The sequence below is a fragment of the Shewanella sp. HL-SH2 genome (genome assembly GCF_051164935.1).
Classification (GTDB): Bacteria; Pseudomonadota; Gammaproteobacteria; order Enterobacterales; family Shewanellaceae; genus Shewanella; species Shewanella glacialimarina.
On sequence record NZ_CP195035.1, the window covers coordinates 1,524,506 to 1,545,552 of the forward strand.

Here is a 21,047-nt window from a genome sequence, read left to right on the forward strand (position 1 = left end):
GAATTTAGCTTATTAAGCCCATCTCTTAACCAGAGTTGAGGTTAAATAATCGTTAAATAAAAAACCAGCGACGCATCGCTGGTTTTTGTAGCAATGTTATTACTTGATTAAGCTTCTATTTTAGCGAGCTCAATTTTCTGTTCATTTAGCTTGTCGATATCACGACTTAAGCCTGTTAGCTTTTCACGCTCTTTATCGATAACCGCAGGAGGGGCTTTAGCCACAAAGCCTTCATTGGATAACTTGCCTTCAATACGGCTAATTTCCTGACCTAGCTTTTCAAGTTGTTTATCGATACGGGCCATTTCTGCGCCGACATCAATTAAGCCCGCCATCGGGATTAACAACTCCATATTGCCGACTAACTGAGTGCTCGACATTGGTGCTATTTCACCCTCGATAAGAATCGTCATAGTTTCTAGTTTAGCCAAACTTGCAAAGAATGTTTGGTTAGCTTCAAGACGAATACGATCTTCATAGCTTACGCCACGCAGTAATGCATTAAGCGGCTTAGAAGGGGCGATATTTAATTCTGCACGAATATTACGTACAGCAACAATCACTTGCTTAACCCATTCAAGGTCAGCCATTGCCGTTGCATCAACTTGATCTGCTTGATACGTTGGGAACGGCGCTAGCATAATAGTGTCACCGGTTACGCCCGCTAACGGTTTGACGCGTTGCCAAATTGTTTCGGTAATGTATGGCATAAAGGGATGCATTAGGCGCTGCATTTTTTCAAGCACATTAACCAAAGTGTGGCGAGTGCCGCGCATTTGCGCTTCAGTGCCATTTTGCATCACAGGCTTAGTTAATTCTAAATACCAGTCACAGAATTGGTTCCAGGTGAACTCGTATAAAGTATTAGCGGCTAAGTCGAAACGGTAAGCTGCCATGTGGTCTTCAACGGTTTTGACCGTTTGGTTAAATAAACCAATGATCCAACGATCGGCTAATGACAACTCCATAGGGCCTGGTTGGCCATCAACTAATAATTGACCGCAATCTAACGGCTCGCCCGCTTCATTGCTTTCAGGATCAGTTTGCACTTCAGTGTTCATTAACACGTAACGTGATGCGTTCCATAACTTGTTACAGAAACTGCGGTAACCATCAAGACGCTTCATGTCCCAATTGATGTCACGTCCCGTTGAGGCCATGGCTGCTAAAGTAAAGCGCAGAGCATCTGTTCCGTGGGCTTCAATGCCATCGGCAAATTCTTTGCGAGTACTCTTTTCAATTTTTGCAGCCAGTTGTGGCTGCATCATGTTGCCAGTTCGCTTTTCAACTAAGGTTTCAAGCTCTATACCGTCAATCATGTCTAATGGGTCAAGGACGTTACCTTTAGATTTAGACATTTTATTGCCGACTTCATCACGGATAAGACCGGTAACGTAAACGGTTTTAAAAGGCACTTGTGGTTTGCCGTTTTCATCTTTAATGAAATGCATGGTCATCATGATCATCCGGGCAACCCAGAAGAAAATGATGTCAAAACCAGTAACCAACACATCGGTCGGGTGGAAGGTTTTTAAATCTTCTAAATTGTCAGGCCAACCTAAGGTTGAGAATGTCCATAATGCTGAGCTAAACCAGGTGTCGAGTACGTCATCGTCTTGGCGCAGTACGGCAGAGTCGGCAAGTTTGTGCTTCGCGCGAACTTCGGCTTCGTTACGGCCAACGTACACTTTACCGTTTTCATCATACCAAGCTGGGATACGGTGTCCCCACCACAGTTGGCGCGAAATACACCAATCGTTAATGTCGCGCATCCACGAGAAATACATGTTCTCGTATTGCTGCGGCACAAACTTAATCTCGCCAGTTTCTACCGCTTCAATGGCTGTTTTTGCCATAGATTGAACTGCCACATACCATTGGTCGGTCAGTAATGGCTCAATCACCACGCCTGAGCGATCGCCATAGGGTACTTTCAAGCCGTGTGGGTCGATTTTGCCAAGTAAACCTAACGTGTCAAATTCAGCCACGATAGCATCACGGGCTTTAAAACGGTCAAGACCCACGTAACGCTCTGGCAGCGCCATTTCGATGTCTTTGTTTGGGGTGCCATCGGTGTTAATCACTTCAACAAAAGCGCGAACTGCTGCATCTAAGGTGAAAATGTTGTACATAGGCAGGGCGTGACGCTTACCGACTTCATAGTCATTAAAGTCATGGGCTGGGGTGATTTTTACACAACCAGTACCAAATGCCATATCAACATAGTCGTCGGCCACAATCGGAATTAAACGATTAACAATTGGCAGGTGAATAAACTTACCGATCAATGATTGATAACGTTCATCATCTGGATGCACAGCCACTGCGCTGTCACCTAGCATGGTCTCAGGACGTGTTGTTGCCACTTCTAGATAATCTTTACCATCGCTGGTTAATGCACCTTCTGCTAATGGATAACGGAAGTGCCACATGTGGCCTTGTTTTTCTTTGTTTTCCACTTCTAAATCAGAAATAGCAGTGTGAAGCTTTGGATCCCAGTTTACTAGGCGTTTACCACGATAGATTAGTTCGTCATCATACAGGCGAACAAACACTTCTTGGACGGCTTTAGACAGGCCTTCGTCCATGGTGAAACGTTCTCTGTCCCAATCAACCGACGCGCCCATACGGCGAAGTTGCTTGGTAATCGTGCCGCCAGACTGTTCTTTCCAGTCCCATACTTTATCGATAAATGCATCACGGCCTAAGTCGTGACGAGTTTTACCTTCTTCAGCTTCAAGTTTACGCTCAACCAGCATTTGGGTGGCAATACCGGCGTGGTCGGTACCCACTTGCCAAAGGGTGTTTTTGCCCTTCATGCGTTGGTAGCGGGTCAGGGTATCCATAATGGTGTCTTGGAATGCATGACCCATGTGCAGGCTACCTGTCACATTAGGTGGTGGGATCATAATGCAGTAATTGCCTTGTGATTCATCACCGTGTGGCTTGAAGTAACCTTGCTCTTCCCAGTTTTGGTAAAGCGTTTGTTCGATAGACTTAGGATCGTATGTTTTTTCCATGGGGCGTTTTATCTCAATCTAAATTTAGTGTTTATTCGGCTAATGCTTGGGTGGTGACTTGGCACCCAAGCGTTTGATATTCACGGTAGCGTTTTCGTGCTATGCCTTTAAGTGAATCATCATTAGCCACAAAATCGATAATATGCGGTAAGTTTACCGCAAATTGGGGGGCTTGGTCTGCAAGATTAATCAGAACCTGGCGACTTTTATTGGGTCCTAGGGTATCAAAACCAATTTCAACCGGCGAACCCGTTACAGGGCCTTCCCCTTTTAAGTTATGGGGCACAAAACTGCTTGGTTCAAATTGCCACAATAACTCATCAATCGCATAGGCTTGTTGTTTGTCTTGGCAATGAATATAGACCTGTTTTTGTTGTCTATAGTGTTGTTCGGCTAACCTACAAGCAGCCAAATAAAGCGCATCTAAAGCACTTGTTTGCAGGCTATTTTCTGGCATTAAATAAAACAATGCTTGAGTCATAATTCGATGCTGTTTGCAGAGGTTAAGATAGTGGTGAGTTTACACTAAAATGTTATTGAGGTTAATGGGGCAAATATGATGGGGCGAATAACAAAAAAGGTGAAGAATTGCTTCTTCACCTTTTCAATATTTACCGATATTAAAACCAACTTATTCGTTGATATCAATACCTGAACGATTAATTAAGAACTGAGTCAAAATAGGTACCGGACGACCTGTTGAGCCTTTATTTGCGCCGCTGTTCCAAGCTGTACCGGCCACATCTAAATGGGCCCAATTGTACTTTTTGGCAAAGCGAGACAAGAAGCATGCAGCAGATATCGCTCCTGCAGGACGACCACCTAAGTTAGTCATGTCAGCAAAAGGACTGTCGAGTAAGTCCTGGTATTCATCCCATAATGGCATGCGCCATGCGCGGTCACCACTTTGTTCACCGGCATTTAAAATTTCATGCGCAAGTGGGTTATGTGAGCTGAACAAGCCTGAAGCATGTTTGCCTAATGCAACTACACAGGCACCGGTGAGGGTGGCAGTATCGATCACTAATTCAGGGTCAAAACGCTCAACGTAAGTTAATACATCACATAATACTAAGCGACCTTCAGCATCGGTGTTTAACACTTCAACGGTTTGGCCTGACATAGTGGTGAGAATATCGCCTGGACGATATGCACTACCTGAAACCATGTTTTCACAGCCAGCTAGTACACCAATGACATTGATGGGCAACTTCATTTCACACAATGCTTTCATTGCACCGATAACACCTGCCGCGCCACCCATGTCGTACTTCATTTCGTCCATGGCTTCGCCAGGTTTTAATGAAATACCGCCTGAGTCAAAGGTTAAGCCTTTGCCGACTATTACAATTGGTTTTTGGGTGCTATCTACTGCGCCTTGATATTCCATAATGGTCATTATAGATTCGTTGGCGCTTGCACGACCCACAGCTAAGTATGAATTCATACCTAACTTAGCCATTTGTTCTTCACCGATAGTTGATACTTTCAGCGTTTCATAGGTTTCAGCCATTTGACGGGCTTGCGATGCTAGATAAGCTGGATTACAGATGTTTGGCGGCATATTTGCCACGTCACGACACAAATGCATACCTGCAGACACAGCCATACCATGTTCTACAGCGCGTTCGCCTATGGTAAGTTCTTTGCGTGTAGGCACATTAAAGACCATCTTACGCAATGGTCGGCGAGTCTCACCTTTACGGGTTTTAAGCGCATCAAAGCTATATAAGCTGGCTTGCGTGGTTTCTACTGCTTGGCGTACTTTCCAGTAGGTATCACGGCCTTTAACGTGTAGCTCAGTTAAAAAGCATACTGCTTCCATTGAGCCTGTTTCGTTTAAGGTATTAATGGTTTTAGTGATAATTTGTTTGTATTGGCGCTCATCTAACTCGCGCTCTTTGCCACAACCCACTAATAATACACGCTCACTCAACACGTTCGGGACATGATGAAGTAATAACATTTGTCCTGGCTTACCTTCTAGGTCGCCACGACGAAGAAGATTACTGATGTAACCTTCACTAATTTTATCTAACTGCTCTGCTATGCCAGATAGACGGCGAGGTTCGTATACACCCACAACAATACATGCTGAACGTTGTTTTTCGGGGCTACCGCTCTTTACGCTAAACTCCATGAGCACTCCTAGATTCTTAAAGACAAATTTTTATATTTATAAGATAATGTTCATATTAAGGCTTAAAGGCCACAGATCAAATTAAAGGTGATAAGCTACTGGTATATAGACAAAATAAGCGTTATAAAAATGCGACTTAATTTGTCTGAATTCTAGCTGTGTTGCACCTTACGAGCTGGTCAGAAAACTATCAAAACTGCTAAAAGTAAACAGTTTACATGAAAGTACCTCTGATTCCAGTAAAAAGATACGTTTAGCCCTTGGATCCTATTTGTGATTGTATTTAGATACTTGATTGGTGAAGTTTTAAAAGCACAATTAGCCGTACTTACAGTGCTGTTAACTATTTTTATTAGTCAACAATTTGTTCGTGTTTTAGGGGATGCCTCTGATGGCGAGTTCCCAGCTTCTTTGGTATTAACCCTCTTAGGGCTAAATCTGCCTCAATTAACCGTGTTAATTTTGCCGTTAAGTTTCTTTTTGGGAATATTGCTTGCCCATGGGCGAATGTATGCTGAAAATGAAATGGTGGTGTTACACGGTGTGGGTGTAAGTGAGTTATATGTCACCAGAGTCACAATGATTTTAGCCATAGTTAATATGATATTTACTGCTTATTTAGCTATTTATGTGTCCCCGTGGGCGGAAGAAAGGCAAAACCAAGTGCTTGAACAAGCTCAATCTGAGGCCGGGCTAGCAGCATTAACTCAAGGGCGTTTTCAAACCAGTCCTAATGGCCGTGCGGTACTCTTTGTTGAAACAATTAGTAAAGACAATCAATTAGGTAAGGTTTTTGTCGCTCAGTTACCTGAAGTTGGCGATGAGCAGGGGCTGACCAATATTGTTGTGGCACAGCAAGGTAAAGTGATTGAAGATGAGTTTGGTAGCCAGCAGTTAAAGCTTGAAAGTGGTTTACGCTATCAGGGCAGCCCCAATGCAATGAATTATCAAATCATTGAGTTTGGCGGCTATAAAATGGAAATAAAAGAGCAAGAGGTGGATGAGCGCAGCCGTAAGCTTTCTGCTATGCCCATTAATGAATTACTCGACACTCCTGGCCCAGAAGCCGTTGCTGAGTTCCAGTGGCGTTTGGCTATTCCGCTATCTATTCCGCTACTGACATTAATCGCAGTGCCTTTGGCAAGAGTGAATGTTCGTCAGGGCAAGTTCGCTAAAATGTTCCCCGCTATTTTACTGTATTTAGGTTATTTTGGGTTAATGGTGGCTGGACGTAAAGCGCTACAAGATGAAGTTATTCCATTGTATTTAGGCATGTGGTGGATACATGGTTGCGCCCTTGTAATGGGTATATTGTTACTCAGCAAAGAAAGGCCGGCCAGTGTCAGATTTTTAAGCCTGTTTAAACGTAATAAGCAGGTGAGCGCATGAACATAATTGATTTATATATTTCACGGATAATTTTAACTACCTCGGCACTGTGTTTGTTAGTTTTAACAGGGCTGTCAGGCATTATTAAATGGGTTGATCAGCTTAGGCTTGTGGGCCGTGGTAGTTATAGCATGATGGATGCCGGTGTTTATGTGCTGTATTTAGTGCCACGCGATATTGAAATGTTTTTCCCTATGGCGGTATTGCTTGGCGCACTCATTGGTATGGGAATGCTAGCGTCTAATTCTGAACTTGTTGTCATGCAAGCATCAGGCATGTCGCGTTTACAAATCACTATGTCAGCGATGAAAACGGCTATTCCTTTGATGATAATGGTCATGGCTTTAGGCGAGTGGGGCGCACCAGTGGCAGAGCAATCTGCTAAAGAGCTACAGGCGACGAAAATATCCGGCGGTAGTTTAATTAAATCAGATCGAGGTATTTGGGCTAAAGACGGTGATTTATTTGTCAATATCGGTGAAGTACAAGATATTAATAAGCTTAATAATATTACCTTATATAAGTTTGATGAACAGTCAAAATTAGTACGATTAACCCAGGCTAAACATGCTGATTTTAAACAAGATGAATGGCAGCTAACTGAAGTGACAACCACTCATTTGTCTGAGGACCGCATTGAGTTGGTTGAAACGCCAACAGAGCAATGGCGTTCAACCTTAACCCCTGACAAACTTGGGGTGGTATCGGTTAAACCCGAAGCATTGTCTATTCAAGGGCTGCTGGGATATTTAGAGTATTTGGAAGTGAATCAACAAGACCCTAGCCGATATGAATTGGCGTTGTGGCGCAAGATAATGCAGCCGATAACCGTTGCAGTGATGATGCTGGTTGCCTTGTCATTTGTATTTGGTCCTTTGCGTACAGTGACCATGGGGGCTAGGGTATTACTCGGTGTGGTGGCGGGATTTAGTTTTTACATCAGTAATCAGATATTTGGTCCTATGAGTATGGTGTATGATCTTCCTGCTGTGGTCGGTGCTGTTACTCCAAGTATTTTATTTACCAGTTTGGCCTTTTACTATATCAGGAAGTAAATTACCTAGAGCTTATGATAACAAACTAAAAAGGTCACTTAATGTGGCCTTTTTAGTTTTTTGATTAGCTGAGTACAATCGAATAATATAGTGATTCAATTCATCTATGTCGCTTTATTTTCTCAGCATAAATTCAACCGCAGCTTCTGCATGGATCAGGGCGGTATCGTAAAGTGGTATAGATGTATCTGTTTGTTTAACCAGTAAGCCTATTTCTGTGCAGCCTAGAATAATTGCTTGCGCCCCTTGCTGTGCCAGTTTATCGATAATATGCAGGTATGCCTTTCTAGACTCAGGTAATACTTTTCCTAAACACAATTCTTGATAAATAATGCGATGAATCGTTTCTCTGTCTTGTTGATCCGGGATGATAAGCTCAATGGGGAAGTGGTCGGTTAACCGTGTTTTATAGAAAGCTTGTTCCATAGTGAATTGAGTGCCCAATAAGCCCACTTTAGTTATCTGATCGTTAACTAATTTCTGCCCAGTAGCATCACTAATATGCAGTAGAGGGATATTAATACCAGCCTCAATTTGTGGGGCTACTTTGTGCATGGTATTGGTACACACCACAATGGCATCGGCACCAATAAGTGATAATTTATGTGCTGCGTCAGCAAGGATTTCTCCAGCACTTTGCCAGTCACCTTGGGCTTGTAGGGCGGCAATTTCAGCAAAATCAACACTAAAAAGAATCACTTTTGCTGAATGTAATCCGCCTAAACTCTGCTTAATCGACTGATTAATCACTTGATAATAGCTTTGAGTGCTTTCCCAGCTCATGCCGCCAATTAACCCTATTGTTTTCATTTGATATGTCCTTATGGTCAGGTATCAGTATTAAGCCTAGTACAATGACAATGACAATGACAATTACAGTAGGTGTAAAACTAAAAACGCGCCGAAGCGCGTATTTAATAATACAGATAGAATTAGCACTATATCAGGATAGCGTTAAGCACCATGCCAGTTGCGCATTTGATTCGCTTCAACAGATAATATGACTATTTCAGAGCGAGTCATTTTATCTTGTAATGCTAATTTGTCGCTATTCAATAAAATAAATAGGTTGCCTAGTCCTAATATTGACCAAACAACACGGGCGCAAGCAGTAATAAAACTCAGGTTCTGGCCGTTAGGATGTTGCACTTTCAAACGCCAGGCTCTCATGCCAAGAGTTTGACCGCCTTTACTCCAAAATAGTGCATAAAAGCCACCCACACATAAGGCCAACCATAGCTGGTAAATACCTTGATAAACAGGGGTGTTATTCAGTGTATCTGATATATGTTCATAGCCACCTAATGAAATTATTCCAGTGGTATACAAACCGTAGAAAACCCCAAAGCCTATGGCGCCAGCAATCATATATACCGCGACAGCAAGCAAGGCGTCATAAATCATTGCCCCTAAACGTCGTACAAAACTTGCACGGGGAAAATTGGCGTGTTCTGCATTTAACATATCAATTAGCCTTCTTATACTTCTTCTTCACGAACAAATTTAATGCTAGTAAAACCAAAGCGCGCAAATTCAGTTTGACGAAATTCTTTTTCCGCTTTAGCACCTTTTTTAGAGGTCAAAGCCACTTGTTGTTCCATCGCCAGAAAACGGGTTAAATCGATCCCTTCGGCTTCTGCCGCAGCTTCATAAAGGTCATGGTGTTTGTCATAACTAAACGCAATAGTTTTGGTTTTGCCTTTAAAGGTATAAATCACTTGGCGTGCCATTCACAATCCTCACGCGATCATATGTCGCTTCTAAAAATAAAATATACTGCACCGAGAATGCATAAACCTGCCCAAAGATAATCTAGCTTGAGTGGTTCTTTGAGATAGAACACCGCAAAGGGAACAAATAAGCTTAAAGTAATCACTTCTTGCAGAATCTTTAATTGTCCCACGTTCATTACGGTATAACCAATACGATTTGCCGGAACTTGTAATAAATATTCGAATAAGGCTATTCCCCAACTGACTAAGGCAGCAATTATCCAAGGTTTACTATTCATGGTTTTCAGATGACCATACCAAGCAAACGTCATAAAAATATTACTCAAACACAAAAGGCCTATTGTTGTTAACGTCGGATTCATCTAGTTATTGCCCTGAAAGAACATATAACAAGCATCGTCGCTATAACTGGCTAGTGACGTTAATAATGCAGGGTTAACATCATTAAAAGGTTTAAAGCCATAGCGCTGCCAAAACTCACTCGCCCCTTGAATAGCCACTAAACCGATGCCAGAAAAGCCTTGTTCAGCAGACGCGTGTATGGTGTGGTTAACGAGCTGTTTGGCTACACCTAACCCCTGTGCAGAGGGTGATACTGCCATGTCATGTATGTATAAGGATTGAGTGTCATGTGTTGCTGTTAATATGGTATTTAACTTGGGGGCATCGCCCTTTGGCCAAGGGTGGCAAAGTATATAAGCTACAATGTGATCATTATGCTCTAATACTAAGCAACTCAGTGGTGATAAATGCCATTTACTTTGCATGACTTCCAATGGCTCTGGATTTACGTCATGGTAACAGTTGGCTTGAATAGTCATAATGGCAGGCCAATCTTTGGGGGTAATTTGTCTTATCTTCATGATCACGCTTTCAACCAATAAATCAGCAATGAGTATATCTGTGATAACAACGGATGAGCAACTTTTACAACCGCAGGAGATTTTATGTACCAAACATCTAACCGAGTGAAAATATTTAGCAGCCTTGTGCTTTTAATGCTACTGCCATTTAGCCAAAACAGCTATGCCACATCAGGATTAGCCGCTTTTAAACCCGGCACTGTAATTAAAGAGTTTGGTAAAATTGCAGAGGTTGATAGTCAATTAGTTATCCCACAAAATATGAAATTTAAAGTCGCATTTGACCTCGGTTCACCAGCAAACGCTGGTGAGGTGAATAGACAGATTGATACTTTGGCTCGATTTATCAATATGCATGTGGCCGTTGGCGTTAAACCTGAGGATATAGAGTTAGCTTTAGTTGTACATGGTAAAGCCGCGATGGATATGACCAACAATGCGATGTACCAGCAAACCCATAAAAATACGCCCAATGCGAATAAGCCATTAATTGCTGAACTGAGTAAATACCAAGTGAAATTTTATGTATGCGGCCAAACCGCGGCATATTATGGTATTGGTCAGGATGATTTATTGCCAAATGTTGAGATGGCATTATCTGCGTTAACGGCACATGCCGTATTAGCGCAGCAAGGATATAGTCTGAATCCTTTTTAGTGTTATTTGGCTAAGTTTATTCACTTAATATCGCGTGGAGGGTGTATTTGTCGGTGATCGTTTTAATTGTGCCATTGGCTTTTAAAATGGCGATAGCCGCATTGATCCTTGGCAATAAATCTTTATGCTCTTTTCTAAGACGCATGACTAATACACCATCTGAATGAACCGTTGCTAGTGTGATGGGAAGATTAAGTTGCTTACTCCAATATAAAGCAGGCAAATCACCTGATATAGCCGCGTTAATGCGTTTTTTGTGTAGTGCTTTGATCAGCTCTCGCTCAGAGGTAAAGTCGAATCGCGTAAAGAAGGCATCATCGTGGTACAAATAACCTCTCACTGTACCAATGACTTGACCTTTGATGCTGTCGATATTTTGCCATGCGACAGCATTTTCTTTCAGGGTAATGATATTTTCTTGAATGTTAATAATAGGATCAGAGGTAACAAATTTGTCTCCCATATCTTCATTTGGGAACCAGCTAGGGCTGACTAGATCAAAATCGAGTAGGCCGCTATCTAATGCTTGGTTTGTGCGCTTTGGCGGATAATTTTGTTTTTCACTGCCTATTTTAGCCTGAATTAAAAGCTGAGGTACTAGTTCACCAAGAATCCCTGGATGTTCTGGCTGATTAGGTACGTAATAAGGTACCCAGCTGCTAGAGCCATTAACATTGTATTTTAACACTGCTTCGGCCATACCAGGACTGGAAAATATTAAACAAAATGTTAATGATAAGGTACAAAGTAAAGGCTTCAAGAGTTATCCTTTTTTGAAAACAACCTGTTAATAGATATATCAGCTTGAAGCAATTATTCAACCTTTTTTATTACAAAATGTGACTACTTTAGCCTTGCAAGCAAACACAAGCTAAGATGTTGGTTTTGTGGGATGATTAGATAGGTTTTGTGGTGTTTAATTAAAGTGGTTTTTTTATTTGCCTGGCTTATTAATAAGCCATGCTGTAATGCTATTTCTGCAAGCACATTTTCATCGCCCCTGACATACAATGCTATTGGTTTTAATAACTCTGCGTCTTTGCGATGATTTTTCATCTGTTCAGCACAAATCACCACGCTTGATTGGCCATCGCCGTCTAATTTTAATTTGCTTGATAATGGCGTGTCGGTCACGACTAACCAGCTTTTTTGGCTAAAATCGGCTAGCAATGCATCTAATGCCTCACCCAGTTTAGCGGTTTTAGCATCTTGATATTGTAGAACGATGCGTTCGAGTAGTTGCTTTAGCTGGGCGCCAGCACCTTGGCTTCTACCAAGACGGATCCATTGAGTTAAATCTTCAGCAACCAGTTTTGAAAAGCGTTTTGTTTTGAGAGAATCGACCATCCAACTGCATAAAAAGTGGCTTTCTTGTGCCGGAGTGCGAACACCCTTGTGTTGTTTATTCGATTCGGTTAAATCATGTATGCCAGTGACAGCCAAATTAAGTACTGCTGAGTTATAGGTTTCAGTCATGCTGTTTCAATGTTCCAGTGTAAATGCTATATCGTTAATACAGAGTGATCTTGTCGTTAATGTATAGTGTACTTGGACTTAAGCTATTCTGACATTTTTATATCTGATATTGGTCTGATAAATTGAGAATTTGTTCAATGGTTAAAGGTTTGAAAAAATAGAAGCCTTGAATTACGTCAGCGCCCATTTTTTTTACCAATGCCAGCTGTTGTTCTGTTTCAATACCTTCAACGACCATATCTTTACCCAGTTTAATCCCCATATGAATAATGCCTTCTAAGACTATTTGTGCATTAATGTTACCGACTAAATGCGACACAAAAGCACGATCAATTTTAATCGTATGCAGTGGCAGGCGGAGTAAATAACCTAATGACGAATATCCAGCTCCAAAATCATCTAAACAAATAGTAAACCCATACTCTGCCAGTTTATCTAATTCTTTAATCGCGGAATCGGAATGGATTAAAGCATTTTCAGTGATTTCTAATTCAACTCGACTTAAGCTTACATTGGCTGCTTCAAAAATCGCATACAATTCATCAACAAAGGTTTCATGCTTCAGCGAGTTTGCTGATAGGTTAATCGAAATAGGGTGAGTTATTTGTGGGTAATCATTAAGTAACTGGCAGGCTGCTTTAGCAACATATAAGTCTACATCATAATATAAGCCTGACTTTTCCACTGCGGGAATAAATGCATTCGGTGGAATGGGACCTTTCAGTGGATGATTCCAGCGTAATAGTGCCTCATAACCAATAATATTTTCGTTGGTAGTATGCACTTTAGGTTGCAGCACTAAGAACAGTTCCTGCTGAGTAATAGCCTGGCGAAGATCGTTAAGCAGATTCATTCTTTTATGTGAATCTACTTCATAATGTTGATCAAATAGCTGACCGGAACCGCGACGATTTTCTTTGGCTACTTTAAGCGCTATTTCGGCATGACGTAATAATAACGCCGCATCAAATGTACGTTTGCCATTATTATTAATCGTTTGGTACAGCCCCTCAAGCATCAACTCTTTGCTGAGCTGTGCTGCGCCAACCGTCATACCTAGCCTAATAGAGTGCTCATCAATGTTAAACGGAAAGGAGCTTCTTAGTGCTATGTCTTGTGGTTTAATTATGCCATTGGGTAATAACAATGCAAACACGTCAGAATGTAACCGAGCAATTAGCACGTCCTCACCGTAAGAAGATATTAAATGGCTAGAAATACGTTTTAGGATTTTGTTACCAAACTCATATCCTAAACTTTCTATAATATTATGGAAGTAGTCTACATCCAGTAAATATAGACAAATATTGTCCCCATGCAGCTGATGAAAAGCTTTTGCGTGATCAATAAACCCTGCACGACTATATAATCCAGTCACTTCATCTAAGTATGCGGCTTTATTTAAATAGTTAAAAAATTTGGCATTTTCTAATCCTACTGCGACATTCATGCAAAAAACTTGCAGTAATTCTTGGTCGACATCTTTTAGTTTTTCAGCTTTTTCTGCCACAATCACACCTTCCCAAAGTGAAGGCGTTGATAAATAGAGGCAACTGAATTCATCGTTAAATAAATGGGATTTTTGTTCAAGTACCTGATAAACCGATTGAATAGCACGGTCTGTTTTATCAAGCTTAGTTAGCCCTTTACCAAACAAAGGTTGATATTTATGGCTGGCTGCAACCACAATATAATCATCGCTTTGACTACTGATAATGGCTGATGGACCATTTTGTGGTCGCTGAGAGACGCAAAAAATACTTTCGGCCTCAATGTCGAACAGTGCACCAATTTGATTCAACACTCCGCTAGAAAAATCGAAAACAGAACGTTCTTGCAGTAAATTTGAAGAGGCATCAATAACCGCACGCAAGCCTTGTCGACTTTTTTCTAATGCGGTGATTTGTCGATAACTGCGAATACCTGCCGCTAATACAGTAAATAGCTTTGCTCTAGTGAGTTCACTTTTAGTCTTATAAGCGTTTATTTCATAGTCAATAATGACTTTTTCTTCGGGGGCAAACCCCGGCTGCCCAGTGCGAAGAATGATTTGCAAGAACTTATTTTTAAGTTCTTGCCGAATACGCTTTACTAATTTTAAACCTGCGTCTTCGGTTTCCATCACTACATCGAGTAATACTAGCGCCATGTTAGGATGGTTTCTGATAAGTTCGTAACCTTCATCAGCACTAAAAGCGCTGACAAAAGTCAGCGGGCGACCGAGTATTTCTACCCGAGATAACGCTAATTTAGTGACTTCATGCATTGATGGTTCATCATCAATAATACCAATAATCCAAGGCTCAACATTTGCAGCTGAGGTGTTGGTTTTTTCCATGCCATTGGAGGGCGAATCACTGGATTTTAAAGATTTATCATTGATGATTTTCAAGAAAAAATCAGACATCACTCACTCTCCTTGTGTGGTAATTCCTTCGGCGCAACAATAGGTATCGTAATTGTAAACGTCGTTCCATTTCGACTATGCACACTAATATCACCGCCTAAAATAGTATTAACGATGTTATAAACAATGTTCATTCCAAGTCCTGACCCTCCCTGGCCTAATTTTGTGGTGAAGAAGGGATCAAATATTTTATCAATGTTAGCGATTGGAATACCGACACCGTTATCACTAAATTTAATTTTTACCTTATTGTTTTCTTCATGGGTCACTTTAACGTTAATCTCACCGGTATCGGCACCATTAAATCCATGCAAAATAGCATTATTAAATAAGTTAGTGATAACTTGCCCAAAAGGTCCTGGAAAACTATTCAACAGTATATCTGGCGGGCAATCAATACGGATATTGTACGGCGAACGTTTTATTTGATGCTTTAAAGTATTAAACACTTCATCTAGCATTTCATCGAGTAAAAATTCACGCCGTTTTTCACTTGATTGATCTATGGCCACCTGCTTAAAGCTATGAATTAATTCTGCAGCCCTATCCAATGCTCGTTGCATAATACTTAGGCCTTCTAGGCTTTCCTGCTCAAAGACCTCTAAATCAGACAGGTTAAGTAGCCCAGTTTTTGCTTGATTAACAAATTCCCTTACACGTGAATCAAAGGTAGAACTGATGGTGACGGCTATACCTATTGGAGTATTTATCTCATGGGCTATCCCGGCGACAAGTGCACCAAGCGAAGCCATTTTTTCACTATTAATCAGTTTTTTTTGCGCTTGCGTCAAGTGTTCAATAGCTTGCTGAAGTTTGTCTCTTTCAAGCTCTAACTGTCGCTTATAAGCAGTTTTATTCTGTTGTAGTACATCAAGCTGGCGTAAATCATGTTGGAATTTGGCCACATTGGTAAACACATCTCCCAGTTCATCATCATTATGTTTAAATTGAATATTCCGCTCACCAAGACGTAATGCATCAACAGATTGAGCTAAATTAGCAATCGGCAAGTAGATAGTTTTTTTTGCATAAAAGCTTAATGAAATGAGCAGTATGATGGTTATGGCAGCGAAAATAGCCAATAGAATAATACTATTCATATTAGTATTTTTTAAGTCTTCTAACTGGCGAATAACCTGGTTTGAAGTCGTTTTTATTAATACAGCCATTTGCTGTTCAATTTCTACGATTTGGTTACTTTTCATATTATGAAAAGCATCTGTAGCAGAAGCTAAAACCTGAGGGTTATAGAGTTGGAATAAACGATGCCCGTCATTGACTAGCTGTTGGAATAACTGTTTGATGTAAATAATGTCTTTTAATTCATCTTCATCTTGTTCTAATGGCTCCAATAATTGCAGCCATTGTAAAAAATTAGCTGCTTTATCATCAAACTCTTGTTTAGCATATTGATCATTTAATAGATATCTTGCAAATGCGCTCTGCATATCACCCGCTTCATCGACCATTTGCAAATAATATTGAATAGCGGGAATGTCATCATAGCGTAACTCATCTTCATCAGAGTTTTCTTGAGAACCTTTGATTTCATCATTGGCCCGCATGCGGATAATCTTCTCAAGTGGGGTCGCGTTATTAATCAATAAATTAGTCGCGATACTCTTTGCGTTATTTTCATCCGCGGGTCTGTAGGCATTAAATATCAGCGTTAAATATTGCTGGTTTAACGTATTGCTAAGGTGGTATATGCGATTAAATGTAGCGATTTGTTCTGTGGAGCTAAGTAAATTTTTTTCAGTAATTTGCTGTTGAATGTTTTGTAGTGCGTTAAAGTTTTGCTGATACTGTATTTTTTGATCTTCATACCCTAACAAATACAGTGCAGCATTGGTCTGCATTGCTTTTAGCGTAGTATTCATTGACTCAACAGCTAATTCTAACGGCAAGTCAGCGTCCAAAATAGCGTCACTGGTGATATGCATTTTTTGACTGGTGTAAGCAAAAATACTGGCAATAAGAATGACCAGTATTGTTATTGAGATAAAAACTTTATTCAGCCGGGTTAAAATAGATTTGCGAGCCATAATCACATTTCTTGTAGATTTAATGACTTAAGTGTAGCAAAAGATAATTAAATGCGAATAAAAAAACAATCAAAAAAAGGGTATAAGCAGCATTGCTGTTATACCCAAAGTGGAGCATGGAAGTGGGTGCTAAATAATGAGCTTATTCAACTAAACTGGCTGCCATTAAAATGAGTTCAGGCGCTGCACGGACTTTATAATTAGGGTTTGCATACATAAATTGAATCAAACCTGTTTTATCGCTTAGATAGATGGCAGGTACTGGTAACACTAAACGCGCTTCACCCGCAGGAGTTTTATGAAGTGTGTTCGATACGCCCAGTTTTGCTTGGTACAAGTTGGTGACTTTATCGCTGGTGTAAAACGCTAAGCCAAATGCCTGTGCAGCTGACATTTTTTCATCTGACAGTAATAAGTAATTAAGTTTGTTTTTTGTCATTGAAGCTTGCAGTTTTTCAGGCGAGTCGGGTGATATTCCTACTAGCTGAATACCCATTTCAATTAACTTAGGCTCAATAGCTTGTAGCTGCCCCATTTGTACATTACAAAATGGACACCATCCACCGCGGTAGAAAAAGAACATGGTATTTTTTTGACTAACCAGTTCTTTTAAATTAATGGCTTTGCCTTCAACAGTTGTTAATGTGACATCAGGTATTTCATGGCCATTAAGCAGTGGGCTAATGCTGTTTTCATCTAACGCGATTGGTTTTGCTATAGCGGTTAAGCTGGCAACGGCTAGTGTTGCAGCGAGCACGAGTTTATTGATCATAAAGGTTCCTAAGTAGGTAAAATAGCATTCAGTTGACTAAGTAGACCCGAGTATCTGCTAGTTTATTTCAGTAGATGTAAAATAAATATTAGGAGTAGTTAATGCGGCACACATTAAGAGAAACGATTATGGCTGTTTGCCTTAAAAAAATTGACCAAAAAGGCACTAATGTCGGGTTATCTTTTTATGCATTCTTTGCCAATAAAAATGATAATTCTGAATTATTAATGGAAGCGGCGACCTGGTGGATCCAAACCCATCAACTAGATCATTTTGAAAAGGCGGTAAAGATTTTGGCTATGGTTCAGGCGGGTGAATAATTTAGCTGTGTTAAAAACTTTTTATCAGAGGTAGCTATGCAACAATCATTTACAGGTCAGAGTGTTACCGAACAAGAATTGATCACTATTGCGGTAGTTGACCAGCAACTGCAAGCGTATAACGCCAGAGATATTGTCGCATTTGCTGCAACCTATCATGATGATATCGAAATATTTACTTTGTCGGGCGGACGACAATACCAAGGTAAAGCAAAGTTAATTGAACAATACGGTGCTAAATTTACCAGTTTAAAATACCTTTGTGCCACCTCTATAAAACGCATTGTCCAAGGACAGTATTTAGTGGATCACGAGTTGGCTGAGTCGGCTAGTGAAGATGTCAATTGCATTGATAGAAGTGTGAAAGTGATTGCGGCTTATGAAGTTGAAGCCGGACTGATTAGACGTGTGACATTTATGGGCTAATGATTTAATACCATTTACATTAAATATGTGATCTAATTAGTTGTCATTTCCTTATTTCAGTATCGATGAATAATCTCAATCTTGCAGCATTAGTTAAATCTGAGAAAAGCGCACGTAAACGTATGCGTTATCTCGCCTTACTTCATTTTACCGAAGGTCATTCTCGTACTGCTATAGCCAACATGTTGAAGGTCAGTAGAACCAGTGTAAATGCATGGGTTACTCATTATTTAACTCATGGCATTAGCGGCCTAGATGATAAACATAATCCAGGTCGACCCGCTCAATTATCGGCGAAACAACTGGTAAATCTGAAAGAATTTGTACAACGTCAAAGCTTGTCTGAGAGTGGCGGAAGATTGATGGCAAGAGATGTCAGTCTTTTTATTCAGTCTGAATTTGGCGTGACCTTTAAACAGGCAAATATCTACAGATTACTGCATCAATTAGGATTGTCATGGATAACGACCCGCTCTCGTCACCCAAAACAATCTCAAGATATTCAGGACGCTTTTAAAAAACTTCCAGCTGTCAACGATCCTTAACACCCCTGGTCATGTGGCGTTAGATCGCATTGATGTTTGGTTTCAAGATGAAGCCAGATTTGGTCAGCAAAATACAACGACCCGCATTTGGGCAACGAAAGGAACCCGACCACGAGCGGTAAGGCAACAACAGTTTGAATCAGCGTATTTATATGGCGCGGTGTGTCCGGCAACGGGTGCGACAGAGGCTATTATTGCCCCGCATGCCAATAGTGAATATATGTGGGAGCATTTAAAATTAATTTCAGAGGCTACCGAATCGAGTCGCCATGCTTTGGTCATCATGGATGGCGCAGGTTGGCATCAACAGGTGCTGACAGAGGACTTTGATAACCTTAGTATCCTTAAGCTTCCGCCCTATTCGCCAGAACTCAACCCTATAGAACAAGTGTGGCAATGGCTTCGTCAGAATGAACTCGCCAATCGTTGCTTTAGTGGATATGACGATATTGTTGAGCAGTGTTCCATTGCATGGAATCGATTTATTGCAGAGCCGGAAAGGGTGATTCTACTATGTTCTAGACGGTGGACAAAACTGACCAATTAATTAATGTAAATGGTATAACTTGTTAATTATGAATGCCTTTATTAATTCATTTATTGCGGTCACAAAAAAGCGCAGGTTAATTACCTACGCTTTGTGATTTAGGTGATGGCTCACCCAATGGTTGAATGGTTACTTAATCTTTTTATACTTTACAGCATCTTTAGACTGACCAACGGATACACGGCGGCCTTGCATGCTTTTTTCGGCAATCATTTGCGCGCTTGCACCATCATCACGTTGTTTACTTTTACCAAAACTGCGACGCTTTTGAATTTGTTTAAGTAGCAGTTCACGATTACTGACTTCATAGCCAGGTACTGTAATACGGCGAATTTTTTGGCCAATTAACTTTTCAATATCATTTAGGGTACGCTCTTCTTCGCGGCTAACAAACGAGATAGCTACCCCGGACTTACCCGCACGACCAGTACGACCAATACGATGCACATAATCTTCAGGCAAGAAAGGCAGGTCGTAATTGACCACATACTGTAAGTCAGGAATGTCTAAACCACGCGCAGCGACTTCTGTTGACACTAATACACGTATTTTACCTTCCATAAACTCACGTAAAGCACGACGACGTGTACCTTGAGATTTCTCTCCATGAACCACAGCGGTCGGAATACCATCAAGGTTTAACTCTTTCACTAATTGCTCGGTATCTGCGCGCGTCGCACTAAATACTAATACTTTATGCCAGTTTTTCGTGCCAATTAACTCAGACAATAATTCGCGTTTACGGCGCTGTTCAACCGGATAAACCACTTGGCTAATGGTATCCGCAGTACTATTTTGATCGTTAGCAGAAATAATGACAGGCTTGTTTAGCATGTCATTTGCTAGTTTTTTTACTGCGTTAGAGAAGGTTGCTGAAAACAGTAAATTCTGGCGATTCTTATTTACCGCTTGCAAGATTTTTTCAATATCAGCACTAAAGCCCATATCTAGCATACGGTCAGCTTCATCTAACACTAAAAAATCCACGTGAGATAAGCTTAAGTTACACGACAAAATGTGCTCGAGTAATCGACCTGGTGTGGCGACGATAACATCGGTGCCGCGCTTCAGTTTTGCAGCTTGGCTTTCCATCTTTACGCCACCATAAATGGTTAATACATTTATGTTCATGTGTTTACCGTAAGCGGCAACATTGTCGGCAACCTGTGCTGCTAATTCGCGTGTTGGGGTTAATATCAGCACGCGAGTATTAGAGGCTATCGCAGCTCTAGGCTTTTCCATCATTTTTTGCAAAATAGGTAAGGCGAATGCAGCTGTTTTACCTGTACCCGTTTGGGCACTGGCTAAGACGTCTGAACCACGGCGAATAGCGGGAATGGCTTGGCGCTGAACAGGTGTCATTGTCTGATAACCGCATTCAGCGATCGCGCGTAAAATTTCAGGTGCGAAGCTAAAAGATTCAAATTTCATGGTTTCAGTTCCTAATTAAGCATCAAGCCGACAGTTTATTCGGCGGGGTTTTACAATATTTGTTTATTACAACGTACGGTGTTTGGATGAATTACGCACTATTAATGCCTGATATTATCAATAATGTTAGGCATGTTGGCGTATCAAACGTACGTGTTTTGACGGGCGCGGATTATAACAAACTTTTCGACAGAGTTTGTATAGTTCTTACACTTTATCCA

20 protein-coding genes are annotated in these 21,047 nt (G+C 40.9%); 6 read left to right on the forward strand and 14 right to left on the reverse strand.

All coding sequences use genetic code 11. The annotated features are described in order from the left end of the window. Positions 1–107 precede the first annotated feature (107 nt). The 3 genes from ACRWP9_RS06585 to pepA form a co-directional block, all read right to left on the reverse strand. Entirely contained in the window at positions 108–3,020 is a 2,913-nt protein-coding gene (locus tag ACRWP9_RS06585; RefSeq protein ID WP_434928453.1) for a valine--tRNA ligase, read from the reverse strand. Positions 3,021–3,051: 31 nt separating this feature from the next. Continuing rightward, the gene (locus tag ACRWP9_RS06590) at positions 3,052–3,501 is read right to left on the reverse strand and encodes a DNA polymerase III subunit chi (protein WP_434928454.1); all 450 of its coding nucleotides are present in this window, start codon (positions 3,499–3,501) and stop codon (positions 3,052–3,054) included. A gap of 150 nt (positions 3,502–3,651) precedes the next feature. Further along, positions 3,652–5,160, reverse strand: a complete 1,509-nt coding sequence (gene pepA, locus ACRWP9_RS06595) for a leucyl aminopeptidase (protein WP_226410850.1) — start codon at positions 5,158–5,160, stop codon at positions 3,652–3,654. Positions 5,161–5,433: 273 nt separating this feature from the next. On the opposite strand from pepA, the gene lptF reads away from it, so the two are divergent. Both lptF and lptG read left to right on the forward strand, forming a co-directional pair. Further along, positions 5,434–6,549, forward strand: coding sequence for an LPS export ABC transporter permease LptF (gene lptF / locus ACRWP9_RS06600; RefSeq protein ID WP_434928455.1), 1,116 nt, complete (start codon positions 5,434–5,436; stop codon positions 6,547–6,549). Beyond that, positions 6,546–7,604 carry an LPS export ABC transporter permease LptG gene (gene lptG, locus ACRWP9_RS06605; protein WP_434928456.1) on the forward strand — a complete coding sequence of 353 codons (1,059 nt, stop codon included), beginning with the start codon at positions 6,546–6,548 and terminating at the stop codon, positions 7,602–7,604. The genes lptF and lptG overlap by 4 nt, the downstream gene beginning before the upstream one ends. 114 nt (positions 7,605–7,718) lie before the next feature. Here the strand turns inward: lptG and ACRWP9_RS06610 are convergent, their stop codons facing one another. From ACRWP9_RS06610 to ACRWP9_RS06630, 5 genes are all read right to left on the reverse strand, one after another. Further along, the gene (locus ACRWP9_RS06610) at positions 7,719–8,414 is read right to left on the reverse strand and encodes an aspartate/glutamate racemase family protein (RefSeq protein ID WP_434928457.1); all 696 of its coding nucleotides are present in this window, start codon (positions 8,412–8,414) and stop codon (positions 7,719–7,721) included. Between the two features lie 144 nt (positions 8,415–8,558). Then, entirely contained in the window at positions 8,559–9,068 is a 510-nt protein-coding gene (locus tag ACRWP9_RS06615) for an RDD family protein (RefSeq protein ID WP_434928458.1), read from the reverse strand. A 14-nt stretch (positions 9,069–9,082) separates the two neighbouring features. Continuing rightward, the gene (locus ACRWP9_RS06620; RefSeq protein ID WP_226410845.1) at positions 9,083–9,334 is read right to left on the reverse strand and encodes a DUF2960 domain-containing protein; all 252 of its coding nucleotides are present in this window, start codon (positions 9,332–9,334) and stop codon (positions 9,083–9,085) included. A 17-nt stretch (positions 9,335–9,351) separates the two neighbouring features. Continuing rightward, positions 9,352–9,699, reverse strand: coding sequence for a DMT family protein (locus tag ACRWP9_RS06625; RefSeq protein WP_434928459.1), 348 nt, complete (start codon positions 9,697–9,699; stop codon positions 9,352–9,354). Beyond that, a complete protein-coding gene (locus ACRWP9_RS06630) occupies positions 9,700–10,200 on the reverse strand; it encodes a GNAT family N-acetyltransferase (protein ID WP_434928460.1) in 501 nt (166 codons plus the stop codon). Between the two features lie 84 nt (positions 10,201–10,284). Here ACRWP9_RS06630 and ACRWP9_RS06635 point away from each other — a divergent pair, with 84 nt between their 5' ends. Further along, a complete protein-coding gene (locus ACRWP9_RS06635) occupies positions 10,285–10,857 on the forward strand; it encodes a DsrE family protein (RefSeq protein ID WP_434928461.1) in 573 nt (190 codons plus the stop codon). A 16-nt stretch (positions 10,858–10,873) separates the two neighbouring features. On the opposite strand, the gene ACRWP9_RS06640 is transcribed toward ACRWP9_RS06635, so the two are convergent. The 5 genes from ACRWP9_RS06640 to ACRWP9_RS06660 all read right to left on the reverse strand — a co-directional run bounded on the left by ACRWP9_RS06640 (position 10,874) and on the right by ACRWP9_RS06660 (position 17,557). Then, complete coding sequence (locus ACRWP9_RS06640) at positions 10,874–11,557, reverse strand: substrate-binding periplasmic protein (protein WP_434928948.1); 684 nt, start codon at positions 11,555–11,557, stop codon at positions 10,874–10,876. A 143-nt stretch (positions 11,558–11,700) separates the two neighbouring features. After that, the gene (locus ACRWP9_RS06645; protein ID WP_434928462.1) at positions 11,701–12,333 is read right to left on the reverse strand and encodes a DUF2913 family protein; all 633 of its coding nucleotides are present in this window, start codon (positions 12,331–12,333) and stop codon (positions 11,701–11,703) included. Between the two features lie 97 nt (positions 12,334–12,430). Then, entirely contained in the window at positions 12,431–14,740 is a 2,310-nt protein-coding gene (locus ACRWP9_RS06650) for a bifunctional diguanylate cyclase/phosphodiesterase (protein ID WP_434928463.1), read from the reverse strand. Continuing rightward, a complete protein-coding gene (locus ACRWP9_RS06655) occupies positions 14,740–16,785 on the reverse strand; it encodes a sensor histidine kinase (RefSeq protein WP_434928464.1) in 2,046 nt (681 codons plus the stop codon). Before ACRWP9_RS06655 ends, ACRWP9_RS06650 begins: the two co-directional genes overlap by 1 nt. 142 nt (positions 16,786–16,927) lie before the next feature. Continuing rightward, positions 16,928–17,557 carry a peroxiredoxin-like family protein gene (locus ACRWP9_RS06660; protein WP_434928465.1) on the reverse strand — a complete coding sequence of 210 codons (630 nt, stop codon included), beginning with the start codon at positions 17,555–17,557 and terminating at the stop codon, positions 16,928–16,930. A 101-nt stretch (positions 17,558–17,658) separates the two neighbouring features. Here ACRWP9_RS06660 and ACRWP9_RS06665 point away from each other — a divergent pair, with 101 nt between their 5' ends. From ACRWP9_RS06665 to ACRWP9_RS06675, 3 genes are all read left to right on the forward strand, one after another. Continuing rightward, entirely contained in the window at positions 17,659–17,877 is a 219-nt protein-coding gene (locus ACRWP9_RS06665) for a DUF6500 family protein (RefSeq protein ID WP_434928466.1), read from the forward strand. A 36-nt stretch (positions 17,878–17,913) separates the two neighbouring features. After that, positions 17,914–18,303 carry a DUF4440 domain-containing protein gene (locus ACRWP9_RS06670; RefSeq protein ID WP_434928467.1) on the forward strand — a complete coding sequence of 130 codons (390 nt, stop codon included), beginning with the start codon at positions 17,914–17,916 and terminating at the stop codon, positions 18,301–18,303. 65 nt (positions 18,304–18,368) lie between these two features. Further along, positions 18,369–19,395, forward strand: a protein-coding gene (locus ACRWP9_RS06675) for an IS630 family transposase (protein ID WP_434928468.1) whose coding sequence is annotated in 2 segments (ribosomal slippage) — positions 18,369–18,824 and positions 18,826–19,395 — 1,026 coding nt in all. Because the reading frame shifts where the segments join, the coding sequence is not laid out codon by codon here. Between the two features lie 129 nt (positions 19,396–19,524). On the opposite strand, the gene ACRWP9_RS06680 is transcribed toward ACRWP9_RS06675, so the two are convergent. Then, on the reverse strand, positions 19,525–20,826 hold the full coding sequence (locus ACRWP9_RS06680; RefSeq protein WP_226410836.1) for a DEAD/DEAH box helicase: 1,302 nt from the start codon (positions 20,824–20,826) through the stop codon (positions 19,525–19,527). Positions 20,827–21,047: the final 221 nt, after the last annotated feature.